This is a genomic window from Acidimicrobiia bacterium (assembly GCA_041393965.1).
Classification (GTDB): Bacteria; Actinomycetota; Acidimicrobiia; order Spongiisociales; family UBA5794; genus UBA5794.
This window is the reverse complement of sequence record JAWKJB010000001.1, coordinates 38942-54628: the sequence shown is the minus strand read 5'-3', so window position 1 is coordinate 54628 and position 15687 is coordinate 38942. Positions and strand designations below refer to the sequence as shown.

At 63.5% G+C, this 15687-nt stretch carries 18 protein-coding genes; 12 read left to right on the top strand and 6 right to left on the bottom strand.

Features of this window, described 5'->3' with window-relative positions:
• Positions 1-21: 21 nt before the first annotated feature.
• The 6 genes from R2823_00285 to mdh are packed head-to-tail and all read left to right on the top strand — an operon-like array spanning position 22 to position 5981.
• The gene (locus tag R2823_00285) at positions 22-747 is read left to right on the top strand and encodes a maleylpyruvate isomerase family mycothiol-dependent enzyme (GenBank protein MEZ5174632.1); all 726 of its coding nucleotides are present in this window, start codon (positions 22-24) and stop codon (positions 745-747) included.
• A gap of 45 nt (positions 748-792) precedes the next feature.
• The gene (gene purN, locus R2823_00280; GenBank protein MEZ5174631.1) at positions 793-1428 is read left to right on the top strand and encodes a phosphoribosylglycinamide formyltransferase; all 636 of its coding nucleotides are present in this window, start codon (positions 793-795) and stop codon (positions 1426-1428) included.
• The gene (purH, locus tag R2823_00275) at positions 1425-2942 is read left to right on the top strand and encodes a bifunctional phosphoribosylaminoimidazolecarboxamide formyltransferase/IMP cyclohydrolase (protein ID MEZ5174630.1); all 1518 of its coding nucleotides are present in this window, start codon (positions 1425-1427) and stop codon (positions 2940-2942) included. Before purN ends, purH begins: the two co-directional genes overlap by 4 nt.
• Positions 2939-3826, top strand: a complete 888-nt coding sequence (locus tag R2823_00270) for a bifunctional 5,10-methylenetetrahydrofolate dehydrogenase/5,10-methenyltetrahydrofolate cyclohydrolase (GenBank protein MEZ5174629.1) — start codon at positions 2939-2941, stop codon at positions 3824-3826. Before purH ends, R2823_00270 begins: the two co-directional genes overlap by 4 nt.
• Positions 3819-5021, top strand: a complete 1203-nt coding sequence (gene icd, locus R2823_00265) for an NADP-dependent isocitrate dehydrogenase (GenBank protein MEZ5174628.1) — start codon at positions 3819-3821, stop codon at positions 5019-5021. The genes R2823_00270 and icd overlap by 8 nt, the downstream gene beginning before the upstream one ends.
• Positions 5022-5042: 21 nt before the next feature.
• Positions 5043-5981 (top strand): malate dehydrogenase, encoded by a 939-nt coding sequence (gene mdh, locus R2823_00260; protein MEZ5174627.1) that lies wholly within the window; start codon positions 5043-5045, stop codon positions 5979-5981.
• A 7-nt stretch (positions 5982-5988) separates the two neighbouring features.
• On the opposite strand, the gene R2823_00255 is transcribed toward mdh, so the two are convergent.
• The 5 genes from R2823_00255 to R2823_00235 form a co-directional block, all read right to left on the bottom strand.
• Positions 5989-6372, bottom strand: coding sequence for an SCP2 sterol-binding domain-containing protein (locus R2823_00255; GenBank protein MEZ5174626.1), 384 nt, complete (start codon positions 6370-6372; stop codon positions 5989-5991).
• A gap of 76 nt (positions 6373-6448) precedes the next feature.
• A complete protein-coding gene (locus R2823_00250; GenBank protein MEZ5174625.1) occupies positions 6449-7180 on the bottom strand; it encodes a DUF427 domain-containing protein in 732 nt (243 codons plus the stop codon).
• Positions 7177-7938, bottom strand: a complete 762-nt coding sequence (locus R2823_00245) for a succinate dehydrogenase/fumarate reductase iron-sulfur subunit (protein MEZ5174624.1) — start codon at positions 7936-7938, stop codon at positions 7177-7179. Before R2823_00245 ends, R2823_00250 begins: the two co-directional genes overlap by 4 nt.
• A complete protein-coding gene (locus tag R2823_00240) occupies positions 7938-9875 on the bottom strand; it encodes a fumarate reductase/succinate dehydrogenase flavoprotein subunit (protein MEZ5174623.1) in 1938 nt (645 codons plus the stop codon). The genes R2823_00245 and R2823_00240 overlap by 1 nt, the downstream gene beginning before the upstream one ends.
• A gap of 5 nt (positions 9876-9880) precedes the next feature.
• A complete protein-coding gene (locus R2823_00235) occupies positions 9881-10624 on the bottom strand; it encodes a succinate dehydrogenase cytochrome b subunit (GenBank protein MEZ5174622.1) in 744 nt (247 codons plus the stop codon).
• Between the two features lie 155 nt (positions 10625-10779).
• On the opposite strand from R2823_00235, the gene R2823_00230 reads away from it, so the two are divergent.
• The 6 genes from R2823_00230 to R2823_00205 all read left to right on the top strand — a co-directional run bounded on the left by R2823_00230 (position 10780) and on the right by R2823_00205 (position 14467).
• A complete protein-coding gene (locus tag R2823_00230) occupies positions 10780-11067 on the top strand; it encodes a WhiB family transcriptional regulator (GenBank protein ID MEZ5174621.1) in 288 nt (95 codons plus the stop codon).
• Positions 11068-11122: 55 nt separating this feature from the next.
• Complete coding sequence (locus tag R2823_00225) at positions 11123-12067, top strand: hypothetical protein (protein MEZ5174620.1); 945 nt, start codon at positions 11123-11125, stop codon at positions 12065-12067.
• 74 nt (positions 12068-12141) lie between these two features.
• Positions 12142-12342, top strand: coding sequence for a twin-arginine translocase TatA/TatE family subunit (gene tatA / locus R2823_00220; GenBank protein MEZ5174619.1), 201 nt, complete (start codon positions 12142-12144; stop codon positions 12340-12342).
• A gap of 60 nt (positions 12343-12402) precedes the next feature.
• The gene (locus R2823_00215; protein MEZ5174618.1) at positions 12403-12909 is read left to right on the top strand and encodes a sigma-70 family RNA polymerase sigma factor; all 507 of its coding nucleotides are present in this window, start codon (positions 12403-12405) and stop codon (positions 12907-12909) included.
• Entirely contained in the window at positions 12897-13532 is a 636-nt protein-coding gene (locus R2823_00210; GenBank protein ID MEZ5174617.1) for a zf-HC2 domain-containing protein, read from the top strand. Before R2823_00215 ends, R2823_00210 begins: the two co-directional genes overlap by 13 nt.
• Complete coding sequence (locus R2823_00205; GenBank protein ID MEZ5174616.1) at positions 13529-14467, top strand: hypothetical protein; 939 nt, start codon at positions 13529-13531, stop codon at positions 14465-14467. The genes R2823_00210 and R2823_00205 overlap by 4 nt, the downstream gene beginning before the upstream one ends.
• A 2-nt stretch (positions 14468-14469) precedes the next feature.
• On the opposite strand, the gene R2823_00200 is transcribed toward R2823_00205, so the two are convergent.
• Positions 14470-15672: an acyl-CoA dehydrogenase family protein gene (locus R2823_00200; protein ID MEZ5174615.1), complete on the bottom strand. Its 1203-nt coding sequence runs from the start codon at positions 15670-15672 to the stop codon at positions 14470-14472.
• Between the last annotated feature and the right edge of the window lie 15 nt (positions 15673-15687).

Genomic DNA, 15687 nt, shown 5'->3' with positions numbered 1-15687 from the left:
CACGGGGTGAAAGGGGCTTGCGTGCACACGGAGCAGTATCGAGTTGGCCAGCAGCGGGTCGCGAGCTTGGTCGTCGGCAAGGATCCTGACCGGATCGTTCCGGCCTGTCCCGCGTGGACGGCGAGCGATGTCGTGCGGCACCTCGCGGGCGTGACGGCAGATGTGGCGGCTCTCAGGTTTGAATGCTTCGGGTCCGACGGCTGGACCGAGACGCATGTCGCGTCGCGGCGACACCTGACGGTCGATGAGGTCATCGCCGAATGGGAAGCATCGATCGACGACGCCGTAGCAGTTCTCGACAGCATCGAGACCCTCGATCTCCCCGAGCGCATCCCTTCTGTGGTCGGGTTGATCTCGCCGAGCGTCCTGCCCGCGATGGCTCTGAGCGACCTGGTTCATCACGAGTTCGACATCCGCAACGCCTACGGCGACACCACGGGACGAGACATCGTTGAGGTTCATGCCAACGCGGCAGGCCACGCTCGAACGCTCCGTCGAGTCTTCCCCCTGTACGGCCTGCCAACGCTTCGCATCGAGTCGACCGATGGCGGCGACACATGGGATATCGGGCGTGACGAGCCGGTGGCAACGGTACGCGCCACCTCGTTCGAGCTGATGCGAGGAATCGGTGGTCGCCGCACCCGAGCCGAGATGCTCGCGTGGCCCTGGACGGGGGACGGTGAGAAGTTCGTCGATGCCATGGTGCTTCCCCACCTTGGGATGCCGAGTACGAGCCTCGGTGAATAGTCCGGGAGAACCGCACCACACGCCCGCGACCTACACTGCAGCGCGATGCCACCCAAGCTCCCCATCGCGGTCCTGATCTCAGGGAGTGGGACGAATCTCCAGGCGCTCATCGATGCACGGACCGATCCGGGGTTCCCATGCGACATCGTGGCCGTCGTCTCCGATCGACCCGATATTCCCGGCCTCGCGAGGGCGACGAGGGCAGGGATTCCAACCACGGTGATCGACTGGGCCGATCATCAGGACCGGGCAAGCTTCACCGATGCGATCATCGAGGTATCCGAACGCGCGGGTGCAGCGGCACTCGTGCTTGCGGGGTTCATGCGGATCCTCGCTCCGCAAGCGATCGCCCGGTTCCCGAACTCGATTCTCAACACCCACCCCTCGTTGCTCCCACGGTTCCCTGGTACCCGCGCCATCGAAGAAGCCCTCGAAGCAGGTGTCACCGAATCCGGAGTGACCGTGCACTTCGTCGACGAATTGGTCGATCATGGCCCGATCATCGCCCAGCGCAGTGTCCCGGTGCACGATGAAGACACGGTCGAAACCCTCAGGCAACGAATCCAGGGCGTTGAGCACAGGCTCTACCCGGAGGTCGTAGCCGCTTTCGGCCGCGGGGAGATCACCGTCGATGGGTTGGAGGTGGTGTGGTCGACGAACGAACCGGTTGGGCCCCGATGAGCAGGATCGGGATCAAACGAGCACTCATTTCGGTGTCGGACAAGACCGATCTCGTCCCGTTCGCGGCCGGACTCGTGGAGCACGGCGTCGAGATCGTGTCGTCGGGAGGGACCGCGAGCCACCTCGAGGAGGCGGGTGTGCGCGTCACCCGTGTGCGAGATGTCACGAATGCCGAAGAGATGCTCGGTGGGCGGGTCAAGACCCTTCATCCGAGCATCCACGGCGGCATCCTCGCCGACCTCGGACTTCCCGACCACCGATCGGATCTCGATGCGTTCGACATTGCGCCGTTCGAGCTCGTGGTGGTCAATCTCTATCCTTTCGAAGCGACGGTCGCAACGGGCGCCGACTACGCGACGGTGATCGAGAACATCGACATTGGTGGGCCGACCCTCATCCGTGCCGCGGCGAAGAACCACGCGTGGGTCGCCGTGGTCGTATCGCCCGACCAGTACGGCGAGATGACCGACGCGGTCGCCGCTGGCGGGACAACCGCAGCGCTCAGGGCCGATCTCGCTCGGGCGGCGTTCTACCACACGGCGCGTTACGACGCAGCGATCGTCAACTGGTTCGAGCGTGAGGATCAAGAGCGGATCGTGCTGCCTCTCCAGCGGCACCAGGCCCTCCGCTACGGGGAGAATCCCCAGCAGGAAGCGGCGCTCTATGCGCTCGAAGGGTCGCCGGGGTGGTGGACGAAAGCCGACCAACTCCAGGGGAAGGGCATGTCGTTCAACAACTTCGCGGACGCCGATGCCGCGTGGCGACTCGTCAACGACCTTCCCGCGAACTCCGTCGCCATCCTCAAACATATGAATGCCTGCGGTGCTGCGACCGCAGGCACCGTCGAAGCGGCCTTCACCAAGGCGTGGGAGTGTGATCCGGTGTCTGCGTTCGGCGGCGTCATCGCGACCAATGCCGGACTCGATGCTGCAACCGCAGAGGCGATCACCGCCTATTTCGTGGAGATCATCATCGCGCCGTCGATCACCCCAGACGCTCGGCAGGTCCTCGCAAGCAAGACCAACCTGCGGGTGCTCACCGCATCTTCGCCGTCGAACACTGATCTGGACCTCCGATCGATCGATGGTGGCTTCCTGATCCAGCAGCGCGATGTCCTTGCATCGAGGCCAGACGCGTGGGAGTCGAAGGCCCGTGAGCCAACGGCAGGCGAGCTCGAAGATCTTGCCTTTGCGTGGACGGTGTGTGCCCACACGAAATCGAATGCGATCGTCCTCGTCAAGGACGGAGCGACGGTCGGCGTTGGTGCAGGAGACCAGTCCCGTGTCGGTGCTGCTGAGCGAGCGCTCGCTCGCGCGGGGGACCGGGCCAAGGGTGCGGTGTGTGCCTCCGATGCGTTCTTCCCGTTCCGCGACGGTCCCGATCTGTTGGCGAGAGCGGGGATCACGGCGATCGTAGAACCAGGCGGTTCGATCCGTGACGCAGAGGTGGTGGAGTCCGCTGTCGAGCACGATGTAGCGTTGTTGTTCACCGGGGAAAGGCACTTCAGGCATTGAGCGCGCGCATTCTCTCCGGCAAGGTGGTCGCCGACAAGGTCAAGGCGCGGGTGCGTGCAGATGTGGCTGCTCTTCGCGACCGTGGGATCGAGGTCGGGCTTGCGACGGTGCTGGTTGGCGACGATCCGGCATCGCACACCTATGTGCGGTACAAGCACAAGGACGCAGCATCGGTCGGAATGACCTCGGTCGACATCGAGCTTCCCGCAGACGCGACACAGGAGCTGGTGTTCGCCGAAATCGATCACCTCAACGAACGCCCCGATGTCAGCGGCATGATCGTCCAGCTGCCCCTTCCGGACCACCTCGATGGTGAGGCGGCCGTCGAACGGGTCCTGCCTTCCAAAGACGCTGACGGCCTTCACCCGTTCAACCTCGGCCGCCTTCTGCTCGACCGACCGGGACCACTCCCCGCCACGCCTTCTGGCGTAATGACCATGCTCGACCACTACGGGATCGATGTCGCCGGGATGACCGCAGTGGTGGTTGGACGGTCCTTCCTCGTCGGTCGACCGATGGCGCTCATGCTCGGTGCCAAGGGGGTCGATGCCACGGTGATCCAGGCCCATTCACGGACACCTGATCTCGCCGCGGTGTGCCGGTCTGCCGACCTGTTGATCACCGCGGTCGGGCGTCCCGGCATGTTCGACGCCAGCTTCATCAAGCCAGGGGCGGTCGTCATCGATGTCGGTACGACCAGAACCGATGATGGACTCGTCGGCGATCTAGCATTCGACGAGGTGGTGGAGATCGCGGGGGCAATCACACCGGTACCCGGCGGTGTCGGCCCCATGACGCGGGCATCGCTCCTCACCAACACGGTTGCCCTCGCCGGTACGAGTGCACGAACGAAGGCCCACGACATGGAGAGGACCGATGGCTGAAGCCATAACGAAGAACGAAACGGGGCTGAAGGTCCCGGACCGGCCGATCATCCCCTTCATCGAGGGCGACGGAATCGGGCCCGACATCTGGGCAGCGGCGCAGCATGTATTCGACGCTGCCGTCGCCAAGGCGTATGCCGGGTCGCGTGAAATCGCTTGGACCGAGGTCCTTGCCGGCGAGAAGGCGTTCAACGAGACCAACGAGTGGCTGCCGGAGGCCACCGTCGACTCTTTCCGGGAACACCTCGTCGGCATCAAGGGTCCGCTGACGACACCCGTCGGGGGTGGCATCAGGAGCCTCAATGTGGCGCTTCGGCAAATCCTCGACCTCTATGTCTGTTTGCGTCCGGTGCGCTGGTACCGCGGTGTCCCCTCGCCGGTCAAACATCCGGAAGATGTCGACATGGTGATCTTCCGTGAGAACACCGAGGATGTCTACGCAGGAAAGGAACTCGAGGCAGGAACCGATGGGGCCGCGAAGCTGCTGTCGTTCCTCGACGAAGAGTTCGGATGGGACATCCGCAAGGACTCTGGTCTCGGCCTCAAGCCGATTTCCGAGACGGGAAGCAAGCGGCTCGTCGCAGCCGCGATCCGGTATGCGCTTGATCAGGATCGCGACTCGGTGACGCTCGTCCACAAGGGCAACATCATGAAGTTCACCGAGGGGGCATTTCGCGAATGGGGCTACGAGGTTGTGCGCGACCAGTTCAGCGATGTCGCTGTCGCGTGGGAGGACTGCGACGGGAAACCGGGCAACCGACTGCTCGTCAAAGATGTCATCGCGGATGCGTTCCTCCAGCAGATCCTCACACGGCCCGCCGAATACGATGTGATCGCCACGATGAACCTCAACGGGGACTACATGTCCGACGCGCTCGCTGCCCAGGTCGGTGGTATCGGGATCGCTCCTGGCGGAAACATCAACTACTACTCCGGCATCGCCATCTTCGAAGCGACGCACGGCACGGCACCCAAGTACACGGGGATGGACAAGGTCAACCCCGGATCGGTGATCCTGTCAGGCGAGATGATGTTCCGCTATCTCGGATGGAACGAGGCGGCGGACCTCATCGTGAAGGGCATGGAGGGGGCCATCAGCGACAAGATCGTCACCTACGACTTCGCGAGGCTCATGGACGGTGCCACGGAGGTCAGGACGAGCGAGTTCGGCAATGCAGTCGTTGAGAGAATGTAGGACGGACGACCGAAGGGAGTCATTGTGAGCAAGGTCACGGTTGTTGGGGCAGGCAAGTACGGATCAACCACGGTTCAACGGATCGCCGAGTGGGACATCGTCGACGAGGTCGTCATGACCGACATCGTCGAGGGGTTGCCCCAGGGACTTGCCCTCGACATGAACCAGTCGCGACCGGTGCTCGGCTATCGCACGAGGGTCGTCGGGACCAACGATTACTCCGACACCGCGAACTCCGATGTCGTGGTCATCACCGCGGGCCTCCCGCGCAAGCCCGGCATGTCCCGCATGGACCTCCTCGAGGTCAACGCCAAGATCGTCAAGTCGGTCACGGAGGAGATCGTCCGGTATTCGCCCGACGCCGTGATCATCGTTGTGACGAACCCCCTCGATCAGATGACCACACTCACCGCCGAGGTGTCAGGGTTCCCGAAGAACCGGGTCCTCGGACAGGCCGGAATGCTCGACAGCGCCCGTTTCGCCCACTTCATCAGCGAAGCATCCGGTGCCGACATTCTCGATGTGACCGCGGTGACCCTGGGTTCGCACGGCGAGACGATGGTTCCGGTCCCGTCCATGTGCTCGATCGGCGACACCCCGCTCACGGAGGCACTCGACACCGAGACGGTTGCCGACCTCGTCGAACGAACCCGCAACGGAGGCGCCGAGATCGTCGCCTTCCTCAAGACCGGTTCGGCGTATTACGCACCGTCGGCGGCCGCGGCCTCGATGGTCAGGGCGGTCATCGAGGATCAGGGTGCCGAGATGCCGGTCTGCGCGTGGATGGAGGGCCAGTACGGGATCTCCGATGTGTATCTCGGGGTGCTGGCACGACTCGGGCGGAACGGCGTCGAGGAGGTCGTCGAGGCCGAACTGTCAGCGAGCGAGCAAGCCGGACTCGAGCAGGCGGCTGTTGCCGTTGCGGAAAAGGTCGCTGATCTCGCAGAGATCGACCTGTAGCAATCGTTCAGTACTCGACATCGAGGCCGGAGAGGACCCGTGCGTACTCGCCGATCACATTCTGATGCATCATGATCTTGGCCATGTTGCCCCCGACCTTGATCTTGCCGGTCATGAACGCCATCTGGACATTCAGCTCGCCTTTCGAGATCGCTTTCGATGTCTCGTAGTCGCTCGCGACCGTCACATCGGCGGCGTCGTTCGTGCCCTTCGCCGTGTCGACAACGCCGTCCTTGATGGACAGGTAGTACGACACATCGCCGTCGGGAGCTCCCGAGACATCGAACTGGGCGACGAGGTCCACACCCACGATCGCATCCCGGAAGTTGGTATCAGCGGTGAGTGCCTGCTTCGCGGCGGTGAAATGCTCGTCGGAGAGGAAGGTGACCACAGGTGTTCCTTTCGGTGCGTGTCTGATCTCGCAGGGTACCGTGGCCGCTCGGCGAGATGGCCCCAACCGGATTCGGTCAACCGAACTGCGTCGTTGGGCGCTCCGCGCGGACTGCGTCGATGGTGATGTCCACCTTCTCGTTGTAGAAGGCGACGAACCCTGCGATCTCCTGGGCTTCTCGCAGCGGCGTGTCGTAGCCCCATGCGAGGTCCTCGTGGCTCGTGTCGTTGACCTCGATCGTCCAGTATCTGGCGTGACCCTTGTACGGGCAGCTCGTGACGGTGTCGCTGGCCCGCAGGTACTCGAAACGGACATCGGTCTTCGGGAGGTAGTACCGGGCGGGGAGGCCCGTCTCGAACAGGATCCTTGGATGGTCGGATTCGGCGACGACGACACCATCCACCTCGACCGAGATGTGGCGAGAACTTTGGAGGATGTCGAGGCGCGTGTACGGATCGCGGGCGTGGACGATGACCTCTTCGTCTTCTTCGAACCAGGCATCCATTGCCTTCCACACCAACGACACAGAGCCGGTCAGCTCGTCGGTCTTGGCGTCGTTCCAGACCCGGGCGGCGCGTGGCACGACATGGTCGCCGACGGCGATGTCGAACAGGTTGGCGGTGCCGCGGCTGGCTGACTGTTTCGTTTCCCCCGAATCCGTCATGAGGTCCATGCGAACATCGCTCTGCGGGAAGTAGTAGGTCGGGAAGTACGGGATCTCCCAGACCATCAGCACATCCGTCGAATCGGCGATCGTGACGCCGCGGATCTGGGTTCGGATGCGCTTCTGTGTGGGCTCGATCTTCACGATTGGCTTGTCTTGGCCATGTTCTTGAACTGCGCCTTCACATAGTCGCGGTTCATCCATGCGATGAAGTCGATCGAGATGTTCTTCGGGCACGCCGCCTCGCATTCGCCGTGGTTCGTGCACGACCCGAAATACTCCTCCATCGTCTCGACCATCGCAACGGCCCGCGTCCAGCGTTCCGGCTGACCCTGGGGAAGTAGGTTGAGGTGTTGCATCTTGGCCGCCGTGAACAGGTTCGCTGCACTGTTGGGGCACGCAGCGACACACGCGGCGCAGCCGATGCATGCCGCGGCGTCCATTGCGGTCTCTGCCGCTTCCTTGGTGACGGGAATGATGTTCGCGTCCGGTGCTGCCCCCGTGTTGATCGAGATGTACCCGCCCGCCTCGATGATGCGGTCGAACGGTGAGCGGTCCACGATCAGGTCCTTGACGACGGGAAGTGACGCGGCACGCCACGGTTCGATGGTGATGGAGGCACCGTCCCGGAACTTCCGCATGTGGAGCTGGCAGGTCGCTGTACCCGTCTGCGGGCCGTGCGGTTCACCATCGATCATCACGCCGCACATGCCGCAGATACCTTCGCGGCAGTCATGGTCGAAGGCGATCGGTTCGTCACCTCGGTCGTTGAGGTGCTCGTTGACCTGGTCGAGCATCTCGAGGAACGAGGCGTCGGGGCTCACATCGTTTGCCTCGTACACCTTGAATTCGCCTGGCTCGTCCTTGGCTGCCTGACGCCACACGCGCAAAGTGAGATCCATTACTTGTAGCTCCTCTGCGTCAGTGGCACATACTCGAATTCGAGCGGCTCGGCATGGCGAACAGGGTCGGAGTCGGGACCCTTCCATTCCCATGAGGAGACGAACGCGTAGTTCTCGTCGTCGCGCTGTGCCTCCCCGTCCGGCGTCTGATGCTCGACTCGGAAGTGGCCCCCACAGGACTCCTCACGGTCGAGGGCATCGCGACACATCAGTTCCGCCAACTCGAGGAAATCCGCGACCCGCCCCGCACGCTCGAGGGATTGGTTCAGGTTGTCGGATGTTCCGAGCACGCGGAGATCGGACCAGAACTCGTCCCGAATGGCTCTGATCTCACCGATCGCTTTCTCAAGTCCTTCCCGTGAGCGGGCGAGCCCGCAGTGTTCGATCATGACCTTCCCGAGTTCCCTGTGGAAGTGGTCAACGGATCGCGTGCCACCGATGGCGAGGAAACGCTCGCTGCGTTCGCTAACAGCTCGTTCGGCTTCGATGAAGACTTCGTCGTCGGTGGCGACCGGGTCGGTGTTGAGGTAGTCGGACAGGTACTGCCCGATCGTGTAGGGGAGAACGAAGTAGCCGTCGGCGAGTCCCTGCATCAGAGCAGATGCGCCGAGCCGGTTTGCACCGTGGTCTGAGAAGTTCGCTTCGCCGATCGCGTACAACCCGGGTACCGTCGTCATGAGGTTGTAGTCGACCCACAAGCCGCCCATCGTGTAGTGCGGTGCCGGGTAGATGCGCATCGGGACCTCATACGGGTCCTCGTCGGTGATGCGCTCGTACATCTCGAACAGGTTCCCGTAGCGTTCCTCGATCCGGTGCTTCCCGAGCCGTTCGATTGCCGATCGGAAATCGAGATAGACCCCGTTGCGTAGCGGACCGACACCTCGGTTGGCGTCGATCATCCGCATTGCCGCCCTCGACGCCACATCGCGGGGTACGAGGTTCCCGAAGGCGGGATACTGACGCTCGAGGTAGTAGTCGCGTTCGTCCGGTGGGATGTCATTCGGGGCGCGGTCATCGTCGGGGTTCAGCGGTACCCAGATGCGCCCGTCATTTCTGAGGGATTCGGACATGAGGGTGAGCTTCGACTGGAATTCGTCCGATGCCGGGATGCAGGTCGGGTGGATCTGCGTGTAGCACGGATTCGCGAAGTAGGCCCCCTTTCGGTGTGCCCGCCACACCGCGGTGGCGTTGCACGCCATGGCGTTCGTCGACAGGAAGAAGACATTCGAGTATCCACCGGTTGCGAGCACGACTGCGTGTGCGCTGTGCGACGAGATCTCACCTGAGACGAGATCGCGGACGACGACCCCGGCGGCGTGTCCGTCCTTCGTGACGACTTCGAGCATCTCTGTGCGCGTGTGCAACTCGACGGTTCCTGCCTTGACCTGTCTCGAGAGCGCCTGATAGGCCCCGAGAAGGAGCTGCTGACCGGTCTGCCCCCTCGCGTAGAAGGTTCTCGACACCTGCGCCCCGCCGAAGGAGCGGTTGTCGAGAAGCCCGCCGTATTCGCGGGCGAACGGAACGCCCTGGGCCGTCGCCTGGTCGATGATCTCGTTCGAGACCTGGGCGAGCCGGTACACATTCGACTCCCGTGCCCGGTAGTCGCCGCCTTTGACGGTGTCGTAGAAGAGGCGGTAGATGGAGTCACCGTCGTTCGGATAGTTCTTCGCGGCGTTGATGCCGCCCTGGGCGGCGATCGAGTGGGCACGGCGAGCGGAGTCGTGGTAGGTGAACGCCTGCACGCGGTAGCCGAGCTCACCGAAAGTTGCCGCAGCAGAAGCGCCCGCGAGGCCGGTACCGATCACGATGATCTTGTATTTGCGCTTGTTGGCAGGGTTGACGAGCTTGGTTGCAAACCGGTGGGTGTCCCAGCGGTCCTCGATCGGTCCTGACGGTTCTCCTGATGAGAGCATGGTGGGATCGTTGTCCATGTTCATCCTTCCTACGAGACCCAGCCGGCAAGGATGGCGACCGGCATCGAGAGATTGCCGACGAGGATTACGGCGGCGAACACCCATGCGAAGGCGCGGCGGAACGAGTCGTATCGCGGATTCACCGTCCCGAGACTCTGGAAGAGGCTCCACGCGCCGTGGTAGATGTGGAAGGCGAGCGCGATGTTGGCAACCATGTAGAGGACTGCGACGGGCCAACGCGACAGGCTCGCGACCATGTTGTTGTAGACATCACCATGGTGGAAATCGGGGTTCGCGATGCCGAAGGTGAGATCTGCGAGGTGGTACAGGACGAAGAGCGCGATGATGACACCGCCGAATCGCATCGTGCGGGACGCGTAGTTGGATGCGGCCCACTGCCTCGAGGCGCGGTATCTCGTGGCTCCGGTCGCCTCGCGGTTGCGCTTGGTCAGCACAACGGCGGCCCAGATGTGGAGGACGAACACGGCTGCGAGCCCGATCCTGAGAAGTGTCAGGAGGAAGCCCTGGGGGAGGAGATGCCCTCCGAGGTGCCACAACGCCTCGGAGTACAGATCGATGTAGTACTCACCGGCCTCGTTGGTTCCGGTGAAGATCTTGAGGTTCCCGAACAGGTGCGCCGCGACATATCCGAGAAGGCCGATACCGGTGATGGCCATGATCCACTTGAGACCGATGGACGATGAGAAGAACCCTCCGAGCCAATGCTGCCACCGTGTGCGTTCCTTGACGGGAGGTCGTTTCGTGGTGGTCACTACCGGGTGTCCCTGTCGATCGGCGTTGCTGTTCCCAGAATATCGCGATGGTGGAAGCTCACCGCAGTCCCGGGTGCGCAGTTGACAACAAGACGCTTCGTTGGTTGAATCGAACCAAATCACATTATTGTAATTACATCGATGTAGGGAGCAGAGTGTTCGGAGATCTCATCGAGGCGTTGCAGTCCGAGGGCCTCGACATGTCTTGGCAGGATTTCGCGAACTGTCGCGGGGCCGATCCGGACCTGTTCTTCCCCGAGCGGGGAGCCTCCACCCGAACCGCAAAAGGCATCTGCCGCGAGTGCTCGGTGATGGCAGAGTGTCTCGAGTTCGCGATCGTGTCGTCCGAGAAGTTCGGGATCTGGGGGGCGATGTCGGAGCGCGAACGGCGCAAGATTCGGCGGGAACGCCAGATCGCGGCTCGTCGTCGCGAGGCGAGCTGAAGGCACGGGTGCCCCGACGGGTACAATCGGGCCAGATTCATCAAAGGAGCTGTCCTTGGGCATCTTGATCTTCGTCATCGTCGTCTTCGTGCTCATCGCCCTCGTTGGCATTGCCGTCCAGGCATACCGGTCGTCGGGGACCGCAAGGGATGCCCGCGACTCCCGTGAGCCGCCCGAGTCCGATCCGACGGTCGGTCAGCTCGCCATCGGTCCGCACCTCGCCGCCTTCCATGTGCGAGGGGAGACGGCTTCAACCGTCTTCGATGTCCCACTCGGCGACTCCGAGGCGGGCGAACATCTGATCGAGCTCTTGTCCCACGCGGCGGTGGAGCATGTCCGCGCCAAGTCGGCGGCCGGTCTCCCACTCGACGGCGTGCATCGAATCGAGGTGTCGGCGATGCGTGGCGACGAGCCTGAGGTGATCGCGACGGTCGAGCTTCCGGAACCGGGGAAGCTCCCGAACCTCACCGTTCGGGCAGCGTCAACGCGTGACCTGATCGCAGCCCTCAACGAGGTCGTTGCCGATACTTCGGTCACGAGCCAGCCAACGCCGCGCGGCTCGCTCGAATCCGTTGCTGAGCTTGTGCGATTGACCGGCCCCTCCGAGGCGCTTCTTCGTACGGCCGGTGTGGATCCGTCATCGATGTCGCTCGACGAGCTCACGGTTGGTTTGTTGCGCGCCGGTGGCTACGCCGTGACCGACTTGAAGCGACCGATGATCTCGGCGCCGACCGCAACGGTGTATCACGCCACCAAGCCGGGGGAGCGGCTTGCGGTGGTGGTCTTTCCGCACGACGACAGCGAGTATCCCGAGGTTCACGACCGGGTTTTCAGCGAAGTTGCGGCGATCGCGGGACAGTCCGATGTCCACCGGGCATTGCTTGTGTCTGACAAGTTCAGCCCGTATTCGATGTACGAGCGTGAGCGGCGCGACAAGCGGCTCGTGTTCGTCACCCGCGAGCGCCTCCAGGGATTCGTCGACTCCTTCGGGCTCGGCTGACGGGCGACCTACCGGCGTTCCCAAGGGCGGGACTTGCCGGCGTCGTGGCTACACTCGTGGTGAAAGGAGCCAGCATGTTCGGTTTCATCAAGAACATCGGGGGCCCGGAGCTCATCGTGATCCTCGTCGTGGTGCTGCTGCTCTTCGGTGCTGCCAAGCTCCCGCAGCTCGCGCGATCGATCGGCGCCTCCGCCAAGGAGTTCCGCAAGGGCCTTGAGGAAGGCGTCGACGAATCGGCAGAAGACCAAGAGAACCAAGAGGACTCCTCGGTCTGATACGCGCATCGCGCGGAACTCTGCTGCCCTGTTCGGCGTTGTGTCTGTGAGATGGGGACCATGGCTGACAACTTGTTGACGTGGGAAGATGTTGCACATCGGTACGGTCGCAAGATCTACACATTTGCGTATCGACTCACCGGCAATCCGGACGATGCTGCCGACCTCGTGCAAGAGGTGCTGCTTCGAGTCCGGAAGGGCCTCGCGTCCTACACCCCCGGTTCTTTCGACGGTTGGCTGTGGCGCATCACCCGCAACGCCTTCCTCGACGGTGTCCGCAAGAAGAAGCGTCGGCCGACCCAACCCCTCCCGGAGGGTGACTTCTCAGCACTCGGCGCAAGCCCGTCGCCCGATGAGGTGCTCGCGTCGGTTCGACTGTCCGACGATGTCCAGAGTGCTCTCCTCAAACTGCCGTTCGAGTTTCGTGAAGCTGTGGTGCTGTGCGATGTGGTCGGATTGACCTACGACGAGATCGCAGAGGCAACCGATGTCCCCGTCGGTACGGTTCGTTCACGGATCCATCGGGGCCGCTCAACACTGAGGGGGTTGCTGACATGGCCGGTGTGAGCCCGATGGAGCGACACCCGATCGATGATCATCTCTCGCTGCTGCTGTCCTGCTACCTCGACGGGGAACTGTCCCCCGGTGAACTCGACGAGGTTGTTGCTGCCCTCGAATCCGACCTCGACGCCATTGCGGAGTTTCGCGCGCTCCAGGCCGCCCGCCGCACGGTGCGCACGATGCCGGCCCTCAATGTTCCCCTCGAACTGCTTCCCGGCAGCCATCTCGGCGAGCAACTCTCGGCGTACCTCGACGGGGAGCTCGTGACGACCGAGATGCCAGCGGTGGTGGCCCACCTCGACGGTTGCACCGACTGCCGAAGGGAGCTCGCTGACCTCGATCGCTCGCGCACTGCGGTTCGCGCCCTCCCGGGCGTGGAGCCGCCAGCGTTCCTCGCCATCGACCCCCAGAATCCGGATGCGCGGGCGGGGCGACACAAGCGGCGATGGCTGCGCGCCGCCGTCGCGGTAGCGGCCGGAGTGGCCGCGGTATCACTCGCCTTCGCCGTGACCCCACTCGGGGACGGCACCGACCCGGGCAGGGTCTCAATCGTCGATCTCGAGTCCCGCCATTCCGCGAGGGCATCAACGGGATTCGTTTCGACGGGCCTTCAGATCGGAACCCCGTGACCGCGCTGCGCCGCATCGCGATCGTGGGAGGCACCGCACTCGTCGTGGTCGGCCTCGTGGCTGCGGCGGCCGTCGCAGACGAGCTCGGCGATTACCTCGAACGCGTCCAGGACTCGACCTACACGGCGAACCGGTTGACCGTGTCGGTGTGGGGTGACGAGACCCAGGTGTCGTCGGCGTTCGTGGAACACGCACCGGGTTCTGAGATGGTGCGGGTCGATTCGAGTTGGACGATGGCAGGCAACGGCAGGTCCGTGGTTGTGGACGACGAGCCGGAGGGTGTCGCTTTCGTCACCCACGCCGATCCGATCACAACGGATCGCTACACCATCGGTTCGGTGGCCGAGGCGCAGCACATGCGACGGGACTGCACGGTTGTTCAGGTCCTTGAGGACGGCGTCGTGCGGGCCAACTTCCTCATCGATTCGCGCACGGGGGCTCCTCTCATCACCGAGACCTACACGGATGGCGGGGAGGTGTTCCGGCGTTCGAGCCTCCAGAACTTCCGTGCATACCGCACCTACGCAGCGCCGATGGACCCCAACGATGTCGAGTACGAGGTCGTGATGCCGGGCGATTCGGAGCTGCTGCCTGCAACGGTCGCCGGCTATGTCCTCGTTGAGGCCTTTCCTGCCCCGGGGGGCGCAGAGCAAGGCTTCTACAGCGACGGTCTGTTCACCTTCTCCCTGTTCGTGCTCGGGCACGAAACCGAGGTCTCGGGTTTCGAGAACGCCTCCGTGTTCTCCACCGCCACCGGCAGGTACGACCTTGCCGCGACGGCATCTGATGTGAGGGTGCACTGGACCGACCAGCGCCATGATTTCGTGATCGTGGGAGATCTCCCGCCCGATCATCTCGCTGAGGTCCTCGCCGAGCTGCCGCTACCTCGCGATCGTTCCGTGCTTGCCCGCTTGTGGAGCAAGCTCTTCGGCTGAGGTCAGTCTCTGCCGATCTCCCTCCGGGACACGACCATCTTGTGCACTTCATCCGGCCCGTCCGCAAGCCGAAGGGTGCGCATGTTCGCCCACATGGCAGCGAGCGGCGTGTCGTCGGTGACACCCTTCCCGCCGAACACCTGGATCGCCTTGTCGATGACCCACAGGGCCGTGTTCGGCGCAACGACCTTGATGGCGGAAACATCGGTCCTCGCGGCCCGGTTGCCGTGCGTGTCGATGAGCCAGGCTGCTCGCATGACAAGGAGGCGAGCCTGATCGATCCGCAGGCGGGATTCGGCCACCCAGTCCCTGACCACGCCCTGGTCGATGATTCGCATCCCGAAGGCTTCGCGGGACTTACCCCGTTCGATCATCATCTCGAGCGCCCGTTCTGCCTGACCGATCGCACGCATGCAGTGATGGATCCGACCGGGACCGAGCCGTGCCTGTGCGATCATGTATCCCTGTCCCGGGCCCGCGATGAGGTTCGACGCCGGCACCCGAACCTGGTCGTAGTCGACCTCGGCGTGGCCCCCACGGTGGCGATAGCCGTAGACGGGGACATCGCGCACGACGCGAACGCCATCTGCATCGGAGGGGACGAGGATCATGGAGTAGCGCTGCTTGGGTGGCGCGTCGGGCTCGGTGATCCCCATGAAGATGGTCACCTTCGAGTCGCGGGATGCCGCCCCCGATGAGAACCACTTGCGGCCGTTGACGATGTAGTCGTTGCCATCGGGCGTCACGGTGGCTTCCAAGTTGCGTGGATCCGAGGACGCAACGGCCGGCTCGGTCATCCCGAAGTTGGACCGAATCTCGCCTGCGAGCAGCGGCACCAGCCAGCGTTCCTTCTGTTCGGGAGTTCCGAACAGGTGCAGCACCTCCATGTTGCCGGTGTCGGGTGCCGCACAGTTGGTCGCCTCGGGGGCGAGTTCGATGGACCGTCCCATGATCTCGGCGAGGGGCGCATATTCGGTGTTGGTGAGCCCGGCACCGTATTCGTCGTCGGGAAGGAACAGGTTCCACAGGCCGCGGCTGCGGGCTTCGGCCTTGAGTGCAGCCATTTCGGGCGGCGCCTCGGTCGGGTCATCGCCCCAGGCCCGTCGCTCATGGATGGCTGCCTCCGCCGGGTAGATGTGTTCTTCCATGAACGCCGTGAGGCGTTGCTGATAGTCGAGCGATCGGTCTGAGTGTGAGAAGTCCATGGGGCGACTCTACTC